A 12,590-nucleotide genomic window follows, 5' to 3' on the forward strand; every position below is an offset into this window, starting at 1 on the left:
GTGTCGCTCCGATGAGCCGAACCCTATAGCCCAGCCTCCTTCGCGAGGCATGCGGGGCCATTCTGGTCCAACCTATCGCATTTCAATCTTTGACAGGTATTTCCATGAGCCACACGCCAAGTCTCCACGATCTGGAACAGACAGATGCCTTCTTGCGCCGCCACATTGGTCCGGATGCCGCTGAACAGCAGGCAATGCTGGATGCCCTGGGCGTCGAATCGCTGGATGCGCTGATTGGGCAGACAGTTCCACGCACTATCCTGCGCGAGGAATTGCTGGATATTCAGGGGCCGCGCAGCGAGGCTGAGGTATTGGCGTATCTCAAGGAAATAGCGGGTCGCAACCAGATATTTACCTCCTGTATTGGTATGGGGTATCACAACACGCTGACCCCTACGGTGATATTGCGCAATGTGCTGGAGAATCCGGGCTGGTACACGGCTTACACGCCTTATCAGCCGGAAATTGCCCAGGGCCGGTTGGAGGCGCTGCTGAATTTCCAGCAGGTTTCCATCGATCTGACAGGCATGGAGCTGGCCAGCGCATCTCTGCTGGATGAGGCGACTGCAGCGGCCGAGGCCATGGCGTTGGCCAAGCGCGTAGCCAAGAGCAAGAGCAATCTGTTCTTCGTTGACCATGATTGCCACCCGCAGACAATCTCGGTCGTGCGCACCCGTGCCGAAGCCTTCGGTTTTGATCTGGTGGTGGACGACGTATCTACCCTCGCCAAGCATGATGTTTTCGGTGCTCTTTTCCAGTATCCCGACACCTGGGGCGAGATTCGCGATCTCAAGCCGTTGATCGATGAGGTACATTCCAAACAGGGCCTGGCCTGTGTAGCGGCTGATCTGCTCAGCCTGGTGCTGCTGACCCCCCCGGGTGAGCTGGGAGCAGACGTGGTGTTTGGTTCTGCACAGCGTTTCGGGGTACCGATGGGCTATGGCGGTCCTCACGCGGCATTCTTTGCTACCCGCGATGCCTATAAGCGAGCCATGCCCGGCCGGATCATCGGTGTGTCTGTCGATGCTCGCGGTAACCGTGCTCTGCGTATGGCGCTGCAGACCCGTGAGCAACATATTCGGCGGGAAAAGGCCAACTCGAACATCTGTACTGCTCAGGTGCTGCTGGCCAACATGGCCAGCTTCTACGCTGTATATCACGGGCCCGAGGGGCTGCGAACCATTGCCGAACGAACTCACCGGTTGACTTCAATTCTCGCCATTGGTCTGGAGGCCGCTGGCTTCCAACGGCGCAACGCGACTTTCTTCGACACCCTGACCCTCGAGGTTCCCGGACAGGCAAGAGCCATTGTCGAGCGGGCACGGGCGGCCAGAATCAACCTGCGGTTGATTGATGGCGATAGTCTGGGGATCAGTCTGGATGAAAGCAGCACCCGCACCACAGTCGAGACTTTGCTGGCTGTTTTCGCGGACGAGCAGCCGCTGCAGGCGATCGAGGTGCTGGATGCCAAGGTGGCTGGCAAGGACGTCGGTATCCCTGCCGGCCTGCGTCGCCAGTCGGCCTTTCTCACCCACCCGGTATTCAACAGTTATCACTCCGAAACCGAGATGCTGCGGTATATCAAGTCGCTTGAAAACAAGGATCTGGCCCTGAACCATGCCATGATTCCGCTGGGCTCTTGCACCATGAAATTGAATGCCACCACCGAGATGATTCCGGTTACCTGGCCCGAATTTGGTCAGATTCACCCCTTCGTACCCTTGGCCCAGGCCGAGGGCTATAAGGTGATGATCGATGAGCTCGAGGAAATGCTGAGGCAGATCACCGGTTTCGATGCCATTTGCATGCAGCCCAACTCGGGTGCTCAGGGTGAATATGCCGGTTTGTTGGCAATTCGCAATTTCCATGAGGCCAACGGCGACGAGCACCGCAATGTGTGCCTGATTCCGACCTCTGCCCACGGTACCAATCCGGCATCGGCCATGATGGCCAGCATGCGTGTGGTTCTGGTGGGGTGCGATAACCAGGGCAACGTGGATATTGCCGACCTGCGCCAGAAGGCTGAAGACAATGCCGACAACCTGTCCTGCCTGATGATTACCTATCCGTCTACCCACGGGGTGTATGAGGAAGGTATACGCGAGATCTGCGATATCGTTCACCAGCACGGTGGGCAGGTCTACATGGACGGTGCCAACCTGAATGCGCAGGTAGGTCTGACCCGTCCGGCGGATATCGGCGCCGACGTCTCGCACATGAATCTGCACAAGACGTTCTGTATTCCCCACGGTGGTGGCGGTCCCGGCATGGGTCCCATCGGTGTCCGGGCACACCTGGCGCCCTATGTTGCCAATCACCCGGTAGTGCCGCTGGACGGCCCCAACCCGGAGAATGGTGCTGTTAGTGCAGCGCCCTGGGGCAGTGCCAGTATTTTACCGATCAGTTGGACCTACATTGCGTTGATGGGCGCAGCCGGCCTGCGCCAAGCAACCGAGGTGGCGATTCTCAATGCCAACTATCTTGCCAAACGCTTGGGTGAGGCGTATCCGATTCTCTACAGCGGTGCGAACGGCCGGGTTGCCCATGAATGCATTATTGATATTCGGCCGCTCAAGGCGGCAAGCGGCATCAGCGAAGAGGATGTTGCCAAGCGCTTGATGGATTTTGGCTTTCACGCGCCGACCATGTCGTTCCCGGTTGCCGGTACGCTGATGATTGAGCCCACCGAGAGCGAGTCCAAAGCCGAACTGGATCGTTTTGTCGACGCAATGCTGACTATTCGTAACGAAATCAGCCGGGTTGAGCAGGGTGAATGGAGCGCTGAAGACAACCCGCTGCATCACGCTCCGCACACGCTCGCCGATATCACCGGTGACTGGGATCGCGCATACTCGCGGCAACAGGCGGTTTTTCCGCAACCCTGGGTGGCAGCCAACAAGTTCTGGCCAAGCGTGAACCGGATAGACAATGTTTACGGTGACCGCAATCTGTTTTGTGCCTGCCCACCGATCGAAAGCTACGAGGACTGAGACTCCTGCGCGCCCCGGCGCCGACAATGGGCGAGCCTTGCAGGCCCGCCTTCGCCGCTGCAGAGCTGTTGCAGCTTCAAACGGTGCGCAAACTGCGTCCGGGCCTGGCCGGATGCAAGACAGGAGTTGGCAATTGCTATGACTGACGATACCCGCAACTCGATTCATACCGGCCAGGACGCGATTGTCGAAGCCCTTGGCAAAGGCAAGCTCAAGCGCGTGCGCAAGCTGGTGCGGCCGATGCACCCGGGTAAACTGGCGAGTCTGCTTGAGGCTCTGGAGCCGGATCAGCGTCAGACCGTATGGCAGCAGGTTGCCGACGAAGATGAAGCCGCGGTGCTGCGCCATCTCGACCCGCAAATGGCTGCGACTCTGCACCGCGACAGCGATCATGGTGACGTTGATGCTGACCTGCACGATCAAGAAGAAAACGTCTTCACTCATATCGGCAGCGTTCGTGACGCTCTCCAGGCCGGGAAGTACAAGCGCGTAGGCAAGGTCTTCAGGCACATGCATCCGGCCAAAGCCGCCGGTCTGCTTGAAGCCCTGCCACCGGATGAACGCAGTGCGGTCTGGGAGACGCTCGACAGCGAACGTTCGGGCAAGGTGCTGGTCCATCTGCACGAGGAGGTCAGGGCCAAGTTGGCCCTGGAAATGGACGATGAGGAGCTGGTTGCCGCTGCGCGCAAGCTCGACCTCGATGATCTTGTCGATCTGATTCAGGCCTTGCCAAGTGGCTCGGGGCGTCAACTGCTGCTGTCGATGGATGAGCAGAAACGCAAACAGATTGCCGAAATGCTGTCCTATCACGAGGACTCGGCCGGCGGTCTGATGAACGTGGACCATATTTCGGTGCGTGCGGACGTGCGGATCGGCTCGGTATTGCGTTATCTGAGATTGCTGGAAGATCTGCCTGACCACACCGACAAGGTCATGGTCGTGGATCGCAAGAATCGCTACCTGGGCGTATTGCGCCTGAGCCGAATGGTGACCAGCCTGCCGGAGGCCAAGGTCAGCGAAGTGATGGATGATGAGTTCAAGCCGATCAGTGTCGAGTCCTCGAGTCACGAAGTCGCGCGCCTGTTCGAAGATCTCGACATGCTGTCCGCCGGTGTAGTCGATGGTGATGGTCTTTTATTGGGGCGCATTACGGTTGATGACGTGATGGATATCATTCGTGAAGACTCGGAACGGGCCATGATGAACATGGCAGGTCTGGACGAAGAAGCTGACATGTTCGCCCCGATTCTCACCAGTACCCGGCGCCGCTCGGTCTGGCTGGGCATCAATCTGATTACAGCCTTTCTTGCTGCATGGGTCATAGGCCAGTTCCAGGGGACGCTTGAACAGATTGTGGCGCTCGCGGTACTGATGCCGATTGTTGCCAGCATGGGAGGTATTGCCGGCAGTCAGACCCTGACGCTGGTCATCCGTGGTCTGGCACTTGGGCAGGTGGTGGGCGGCAACGCACGGGTGCTCTTGATCAAGGAGCTGGGCATTGGATTGCTTAACGGGGTGTTGTGGGCTCTGGTGGTCGCTGCCCTGGCGATTCTCTGGTTCGGGAGTTGGCAGATCGGTGGGATCATAGGCGCGGCGATTCTGCTCAACCTTGTCTGTGCAGCCCTCGCGGGACTGGTAATTCCCCTTGTTTTGCGGCGTTTTGGTATTGATCCGGCCCTGGCTGGTGGGGTTATTCTTACCACTGTCACCGACGTGGTGGGTTTCTTTGCTTTCCTCGGTTTGGCGACGTTACTGCTGATCTGAGCGCCGCGATACAATATTCCGTATGTCAGCCTGGGCTGGCATACTCCGTCACACAGGCTGGATGGTCCGCGATTGCCGGGTTGGGTTCTTTCTGGGTTAAGCTTGCATATCTTCGGGAACGGACGCAGCCGGACTTCGTGCGGCGCTCACATTTGAATGGATTGGGGAGAGTGACATGGCAGAGGTAACACTGGTCGTCGATGACAACGGGTATGCAGATCACAAGCTGGCCTGGCTCGACGCCGAAGGGAAGATCCAGACCCTCAAGGTACCGACGATTATCGGTACTGATCGGCTGAGCTCAAACAGCGGCGAGACCGTCGACCGTTACCGGGCTGATGGGGTGGATTACACCTGCAAACCTTCCGTGCGTTCCCCGATAAATCTGCGTAACGCCAATTACCCTGCTTCAGTCGAGAACCGCGTGCTTGTCACCCACGCGCTGCGCAAGGCCAAACTACTCAACAAGCCTCTGCACCTGGGAGTAACTCTGTCCTTTCGCGATTATTTTTCCGAGCAGGGCAACCAGATAACCGAGAACAAGGTAGCCACTATTGCCAATTTCAATGGCAGTAAAGGCACGGTTGAGGTTATTGGCAGTGATGACAAGCTGAACATTGACCAGGTCGACTGCTATTCCGAAGCCCTGTCCGCCTTCTTCGATTTTGTACTTGATGACGAAGGTGAGTTCACCGATGCGGCAAAGTACACCAAAGGTGACGTGGCGATAATCGATATTGGTGGCTCCACCACCGACGTGGTGAACCTGATTGTCGATGACAGCATCACTATCAACAATACCTATTCTGGTACCGACAAGGTCGGCGTGCTGGATCTCAAATTTGCCCTGGAAAAGGCCATCAAGCAGGAGCTCATCGATCTGGGGTTGCTGGAAAACTCCCATGATGCCGAGATTCCACCCAATCTGGTCAGCGAAGTACTGGAAACAGGTTCCACTTTCTATGCAGGTGAAGTGCGCAATTTCGAAGTGTTGCGTGACGACGTAGCTTGTTCGGTAGCGACCAAAATCATTAACAACGTCAAGTCCCGACTCGGCTCCATCGGTATTTACCGCGCCATTATCATTACCGGGGGCGGGTCGGTGGTGTTCCACCACTGGCTGACCCAGGCATTCCCCAATCCGGTCATGCTGGATGAGTTCTCCAACGCTCGAGGCGCGCTCAAGTTCATGCGTAATGTGGCTGCTGCAAAGGCGAAAGGCAAACCCTCGAAGGCTTCAGCCAAACAGCTGGAAGTCTGACGCCTTCGCCGGCGTCCTGCCTGGGCGTCGGCGTCTCAGGGTATTTGCAACTGTATGTTTCCCTGCTCTGATGTGGTTCGTGATTACGCTAAGGTAATGGCTCGATCACAGCAGGAGACATCCTCGATGCTATTTATAAAGATGCTAGCTGCTCCGACCAGAGCAGCGGCTGGTTTTTGGGTCGCGCTGACGACAGGTGCGCTGGCCATGCTGATAGCACAGTTCAGCCTTGCCGAGCAGGCGCCTACCTCCCCCCAATACCACGACAAAGTCGCCATTGTGACCGGTAGCAGCTATGGACTGGGCCACGAGCTTGCACTCCTGGGTGCAGAAAAAGGCATGAAATTGGTGCTGGCAGACATTCGCCCTGACCAATCCGAGACGTTGGCCGAACAGATTCGAGCGAAGGGTGGTCAGGCCATCGTGGTTGAAGTGGATCTCGCCGATGCCAAACAGCGGCCTGATGTGATCGAGGCGGCGATGGATGAATTCGGTCGAATCGATTATCTGTTCAACAACGCTGGCTATTCCTATCTGGCCACTCTGGAGCAGATGGACAGCGTGGAAGCCCACCGTCTTTTCGAAGTCAACTACTGGGCCTACGCCGATCTGGCGCAGCGGGTCATTCCCATCATGCGCAAGCAGGGCGGCGGTACCATCGTCAATGTCTCCTCGATCCTGGGCATGCGGGCCGCGCCTGCAAATCTGGGGCATTACGCAGCCACCAAACATGCGCTCCATGGCCTGTTTCAGAGCGTTGCACAGGAAGTTCAGGGAGATAACATCAGCGTATTTCTGGCTGCTCCCGGTGGTATGAAAACCAAAATCAGTCAGCACTCCACCGGGCCTATGGCCGATCCCGAAAACGACCGCGCAGCCAATTGGGAAGACCCAGCGATTGCCGCAAAGGATATCTTCGAGAACATGCAGGGTGAGGCCGTGATCTTCAATCCGGGTTACGTCGGGCGACAGTAGCCGGGTCGGCCGCCTAATCCATTGCGTCGGCCATCTCCAGGATCGCGCTGACAATATCGTTCATGGTGATGATCCCGACCAGTTCGTTGGCATTGGTTACCAGAATGCGGTGGATGCCCATGGTCACCATCAGGCGTGCCACATGCTTTACAGCCAGCTCGCGCGAAACGATCAGCGCGGGCTTGCTGCAGATGTCGTAAACGTTGATCAGATCAATATCGCCTTCCTCGGCCACAATGGTCTTGAGAATGTCGTTATAGGTCAGCAAACCATAGGCATCGTGCTCGTTGTTCTTGTTGACCACCAACGACTTTATATTGTGTTCACGCATTTTCAGCATCGCCTCTCGCACAGTGGCAAATGCCGAGATGGTGATCACGCTGGTTTTCATGATGTCCTTCACCAACATGGCAGGGCTCCTTGGAAGCTTCAGATGTCTTTGCGAATCAGTTGTTCGAACTGCTCTACCTGGGTGGGGTCGATACCGGCGATATGATCCAGCGGCAGGGTGAAAACTACGCCTCGACTGTCGTTGTTCAGATCCAGATCCCGCACCAGGCGTTTCATCACCTGCAGCGAGAGTTTCTTTTCCAGTACCAGAATCAGTACCGACTGACTGCCTTCATAGGTCAGGCCGAAGAATGTCTTTTTCTGCTCCGCCCCTAGCCCGCGTCCGTTGAGGATGGTTATCCCTCCGGCGCCTGCGGCCTTGGCGCTCTTTATGGCTGTTTCTTCCAGATCTTCGGCCAGAATGGCTACCAGAACCGAGAATTTCATTGTGCATCTCCTCCAGCGGGTTTGAGCCGCTCCATCACGATAGCGTAGAGCAGAACAGTAACAATCGGGAATATCGACGCGAAGGCAATCAGCCCGAAGCCATCAATCAGCGCGCTGCGGCCTTCGATCTGGGTGGCGAGTCCAATTCCCAGTGCAGTGACCAGGGGCACCGTGACTTCAGAAGTTGTCACCCCGCCCAGGTCAAAGGCGAGCGGCACGATGAAGCGCGGTGCGAGCCAGGTCAGGAATATCACCAGAGCGTATCCGCCCATGATGTAGTAGTGGATGGAGTCGCCGGTAATGATCCGGTGCACCCCTATGGCGATGCCGATGGCAACGCCCAAAGCGACCAGCAATCGAATATGCTTTGCATTCAGCTTGCCGTGGGCAGCCTCCTCGGCCTGACCGCCAATCGCGATCAGTGCCGGCTCGGCCATCGTAGTGGCAAAACCGATGGCCAATGCGAACAGGTAGACGTAAACCAGGGTATCTAGCCCGATCAATTGTTCTGCCATGCTGCGGCCAATCGGAAACAGGCCGAGCTTCAGTCCAATGACAAATGCATACAGGCCCAGAATAACCATCGCAAAGCCCATGATGACTCGACGCACGTAGGGAAGAGGCTTGCGGATCACTGCATACTGGAAAAACAGAATCACGATGATGATGGGCAGAACGTCGCGCAGCATCATGAGCAGGTCGATCAGCATGCCCACCAGCACAGAGCCGGATGTCTTCGTTATGATCTCTGCCGTGTCGCCCGCTTGCAGGGCGATATTGGACGCGGCCTCAACAGCGGCCTCAACGGGAAACAGGGTATAGACAACGATTCCGTAAAATTGCACCGCTATCATCGGCACCATGACGGCGAGAGCCACCAGGCCGAATCCATGGGCCAGCGGATTGCGCCCTTTGATTGATGCCGCCAGACCAATACCCAGTGCAGCGATGAGCGGAACAGTGACAATATTGGTGGTTACCCCTCCGGAGTCGTAGGCCAGACCCACGATCTCCTCGGGAGCAAAGAAGGTCACGCAACTGACCAGTAGATAACCAATGATCATGTACCAGTGCAGGGGATGACCAAGCAGGGTGCGCAGCACGCCGAGTGCTACCACCAGTCCGACCGAGAGGGCTATGAGTAGGCGCAGGGTTAGCCCCTTGATTCTCCCATCGCTGATGTCTTCTGCCTGCTCAGCGACCGCAATCAGAGCGGGTTCAGCAATCACCGAGGAAAACCCCAGGCAAAACCCGAAGCCCATCAGCAACGGCAGAGAACCACGCCTGGCAAAGGCGTTCGACAGGCTTTTGCCTACCGGGAAAACACCCAGCTCCAGCCCCTGCAGAAAAACGGCTACGCCAAAAATGACCACGGCAAGACCCAGCAACATCTCGGTGAGCCCATTTGGTAACTCCCGGATCACTGCCGCCTGAAACACACCCACCACCAGGATGATTGGTAATAGGTTGCCAAAAGCGTGCCGCAGGTTGTACCAGAAGGTATGCAGGTGATTCATTCGAGGCGTTTCCAGGCGCTTTGCAGTTATCGTGTCAGGCTAGCGAAATCATTGCGACTGGGTGCTGACCTCGATCAATCAAGTACCTGCAATACTGATCAGCGCTCCTGTGTAAGCTCCACCATCAGGTCGTCGGCCAGGTTCTCCAGGTCATTGCGTAATGCCTCGAGATCGGTCTGGGGGTGAATGCCGAGACGGGCGCTGGCCTTGAACAGCAGATCTGCACTCATGGGGGCCGGACTGCACTCGGTTTCCAGCTGCTCTACATTGACGCCGTTGCGCGCCAGGACCTGTGATACTTCATGCACGATGCCGGGGCGATCGTTACCCAGCAGGGTCAGGTGCAGTATTTCCAGTTCGGGCTCATCTGCCTGACCGCTGACCGCAACCTGAACGTTAATGCCCAGGCTGGTCAGTCCGTCAAGGTCTATACGTAATCCTTCGACCTTCTCTGGCGCGATGTCGACCCGCAGAATGCCCGCGAACTGACCGGCCATGCGTGCCATACGGCTTTCCAGCCAATTACCGCCGTGGCGATTTATAACCTGGGCGATGCTTTCCACCAGGCCTGACTTGTCGGCGGAAATTACCGTGATAACGAGGGGTGTCGACATGCATTACTCCTTGAAGCAGTGTTTGAGACGTTGCGTTCAATCCTGATAATACCGGCCCTCGCCGGTCACCATCATTTCACGGCAATTGATCTCCAGATTTTCGTAATCGTATTCGGTCAGGCCAACATATTCGAGAATCTCGTGGCCTACCGCGTTCCATTCATGGTCAACAGCCTGGTTGGCCAGCACACGATGAGCCTGACAGATATGCTCTGCCATCTTCAGAATTGCCAGCAGGTTTTTCAGCCCCGGATCGTAGTCGTCCTGAGTAAAGATCTGTTCCACATTGTGATGACTGGCAATGGCTTCACACAGGTGTTTGGGAAGCAGCCAGGATTTGGCAGTAAAGTATCCAACCACTGCGTGGTTGGTGTTGAGCCGCTGGTTCTCTACATCAACAATACGTTGCCCTGCCTGGGAGTAGGACTCCTCCATTACTTCAATGTAATAGGGGAAGCGCCTCAGCATCAGGGGAATGCCACAATTGTGGAACAGCCCCAGGGCATAGGCTTCATCCGGTTCGATACAGCCAATTTTTTTTGCCAGGGTCATGCATGTCATCGCAATGTCCTGGGCGCTGTCCCAAAAGCGATTGAGGTTGACGATGTTTTCATCGGTCATCTCACTCCGTATGGACTGGGCGTTGATGATGTTGATCACTCGCTTTACACCCAACAGGTTTACCGCCTGCTGAATTGAGGAGATCCGGTTTGCCAGCCCGAAAAAAGGCGAATTGACCACCTTCAGCAAGCTTCCCGAGAGCCCTGGGTCCTGGCTGATAAGCCGAGCAATCACCTTCAAATCCGGGTCAGGCATCACCTGTTCCATCTGCAGGTCCACCATGATCTGGGGCTGTGGCGGCACACTGATGCCCTGCAGGGCACGCCTTATCTGCTCTTCCGAAAGATCGTCTATCATGCAAGCTGGTCCGATATCATGCTGGATATTCGAGTTTAGCCGCAGACTGCCGGACTGGACAGCCTGTATACTGCCCGCCCGGTGGAATTCACTGCCGACTGAAAGAGGAGCTCCCCGATGACACTGCCCAGCCTGCGTCTGAAATCCAATAGCGACCGCCGTATCAAGGCCGGACACTTGTGGGTTTTCAGTAACGAAGTGGATACCGCGCAGACGCCTCTGACAGCCTTTGAACCGGGCCAGGAAGTGCAACTCGAAAGCGCCACTGGCAAACCCTTTGGTCTCGTCACCATGAGCCCGACCAATCTTATTTGTGCGCGTATGCACAGCCGCGATACCGGCACGCTCCTGAACAAGTCATTGCTTGTGCACCGTATTCAGGTCGCGCTCAGCCTGCGTGAAAAACTTTTCGACAAGCCGTTCTACCGCCTGGTCTACGGCGATGCAGACCTGCTACCGGGGCTCGTGGTAGACCGCTTTGGGGACTATCTTGTGGTGCAGATCGCCACCCCCGGTATGGAGCGGGTGCGCGGCGAGATCGTCGAGGCCCTGGTTCAGGTACTCAAGCCAGCGGGTGTGCTTTTCAAGAATGATAGCGGTGCGCGCAGCGCCGAAAACTTGCCCTCCTATGTGGAAGCAGCCCACGGCGATGTGCCCAAGCGCGTGGCCCTGGAAGAAAACGGAGTGCAGTTCGAGGCGCCGGTATGGGAAGGGCAGAAGACCGGCTGGTTCTACGATCACCGCATGAACCGCGCACGCCTGGCACCCTACGTGAAGGGCAAGCGGGTGCTCGACCTATACAGCTACATTGGCGGCTGGGGCGTGCAGGCAGCAGCCTTCGGCGCCAGCGAAGTCATGTGCGTTGACAGTTCTGCGCCGGCGCTGGACCTAGTCGAACATAACGCGGGCCTTAATGGCGTCGCGGACCGCATGTCAGTCGTTGAAGGCGACGTGATGGATGCCCTGCGCGAGCTCAAATCGGCGGGCGAGAAGTTCGACGTGGTCATCGCTGATCCGCCAGCCTTCATCAAGAAGCGCAAAGATCAACGCAACGGCGAAGCTGCCTATCGCCGCCTGAACGAACAGGCCATCAGGCTGCTTAACAAGGACGGTATCCTGGTCTCGGCATCCTGCTCCATGCACCTGGCGGAAGAGACGTTGCGCGACATCCTGCTGGCCTCCAGTCGGCACCTGGATCGTCACCTGGTCATCACTGAACGCGGCTTCCAGGGCCCAGACCACCCATTGCATCCCGCAATCCCTGAGACTGGCTACATCAAGTCGCTGTTCTGCAGGGTTTTGCCGGTCTGAAGCACCCGTAACAGGTTTTGCTTTTGCTTTTGGACAGCAAACCCCGCATCACTCCGATGTCGGCTGAGCGCCCAGCCTGGTGGGGTGGAGAAAGTGTCTGAAACAGGGACGTTTCTGACAAGCCTCCATGGATGGATTCCCGGCGGCTTTCGGAACCCTGCCAGGCTGGGCGCCTTGAGCCCCAGGCTCGCCATCGAGAAAAACCGTTTCTTAAATACCGAGCAAGCAGATGCAGGCCGTGAGTCCACGCCGACACGCTGCAAGTACGTCCCTGTAGGCTCGACGCTGGCATCCCTGCCAGCGACGGTCGGCTTAGTCCTCTCGTCCTGCGTCTGCAGCTAGCTCATCATTTGCCGGCGAGAAAAGCAAAACCACTAAAAGCGTTCATCAAAAAACGGTGTTTGTTTTTGCCCTTGGACAGCAAACCCCGCATCACTCCGATGTCGGTTGAGCGCACAGCCTG

General features: G+C 56.9%; 10 protein-coding genes. 5 read left to right on the forward strand and 5 right to left on the reverse strand.

Annotated elements, in window-relative coordinates; genetic code table 11:
* Positions 1 to 104: 104 nt before the first annotated feature.
* From gcvP to FZF01_RS09810, 4 genes are all read left to right on the forward strand, one after another.
* Positions 105 to 2,990 carry an aminomethyl-transferring glycine dehydrogenase gene (gcvP, locus tag FZF01_RS09795; protein WP_150277991.1) on the forward strand — a complete coding sequence of 962 codons (2,886 nt, stop codon included), beginning with the start codon at positions 105 to 107 and terminating at the stop codon, positions 2,988 to 2,990.
* A gap of 138 nt (positions 2,991 to 3,128) precedes the next feature.
* Positions 3,129 to 4,754, forward strand: coding sequence for a magnesium transporter (mgtE, locus tag FZF01_RS09800; RefSeq protein ID WP_150277992.1), 1,626 nt, complete (start codon positions 3,129 to 3,131; stop codon positions 4,752 to 4,754).
* Between the two features lie 175 nt (positions 4,755 to 4,929).
* On the forward strand, positions 4,930 to 6,015 hold the full coding sequence (gene parM / locus FZF01_RS09805; RefSeq protein WP_150277993.1) for a ParM/StbA family protein: 1,086 nt from the start codon (positions 4,930 to 4,932) through the stop codon (positions 6,013 to 6,015).
* Between the two features lie 207 nt (positions 6,016 to 6,222).
* Positions 6,223 to 6,990, forward strand: a complete 768-nt coding sequence (locus FZF01_RS09810) for an SDR family NAD(P)-dependent oxidoreductase (RefSeq protein WP_150277994.1) — start codon at positions 6,223 to 6,225, stop codon at positions 6,988 to 6,990.
* Between the two features lie 13 nt (positions 6,991 to 7,003).
* Here the strand turns inward: FZF01_RS09810 and FZF01_RS09815 are convergent, their stop codons facing one another.
* The 5 genes from FZF01_RS09815 to FZF01_RS09835 all read right to left on the reverse strand — a co-directional run bounded on the left by FZF01_RS09815 (position 7,004) and on the right by FZF01_RS09835 (position 10,816).
* Entirely contained in the window at positions 7,004 to 7,399 is a 396-nt protein-coding gene (locus FZF01_RS09815; RefSeq protein WP_150277995.1) for a CBS domain-containing protein, read from the reverse strand.
* A 20-nt stretch (positions 7,400 to 7,419) separates the two neighbouring features.
* Positions 7,420 to 7,767: a P-II family nitrogen regulator gene (locus FZF01_RS09820; protein ID WP_150277996.1), complete on the reverse strand. Its 348-nt coding sequence runs from the start codon at positions 7,765 to 7,767 to the stop codon at positions 7,420 to 7,422.
* A complete protein-coding gene (locus tag FZF01_RS09825; protein WP_150277997.1) occupies positions 7,764 to 9,284 on the reverse strand; it encodes a DUF1538 domain-containing protein in 1,521 nt (506 codons plus the stop codon). The genes FZF01_RS09820 and FZF01_RS09825 overlap by 4 nt, the downstream gene beginning before the upstream one ends.
* Before the next feature lie 98 nt (positions 9,285 to 9,382).
* A complete protein-coding gene (locus tag FZF01_RS09830) occupies positions 9,383 to 9,898 on the reverse strand; it encodes a glycine cleavage system protein R (RefSeq protein WP_150277998.1) in 516 nt (171 codons plus the stop codon).
* A 36-nt stretch (positions 9,899 to 9,934) separates the two neighbouring features.
* Positions 9,935 to 10,816, reverse strand: coding sequence for an HDOD domain-containing protein (locus tag FZF01_RS09835; protein ID WP_150277999.1), 882 nt, complete (start codon positions 10,814 to 10,816; stop codon positions 9,935 to 9,937).
* A 117-nt stretch (positions 10,817 to 10,933) separates the two neighbouring features.
* Between FZF01_RS09835 and FZF01_RS09840 the strand changes: the two genes are divergently transcribed.
* Positions 10,934 to 12,127, forward strand: coding sequence for a class I SAM-dependent rRNA methyltransferase (locus FZF01_RS09840; RefSeq protein ID WP_150278000.1), 1,194 nt, complete (start codon positions 10,934 to 10,936; stop codon positions 12,125 to 12,127).
* Positions 12,128 to 12,590 lie beyond the last annotated feature (463 nt).

The sequence above is a fragment of the Halopseudomonas salina genome (assembly GCF_008641105.1).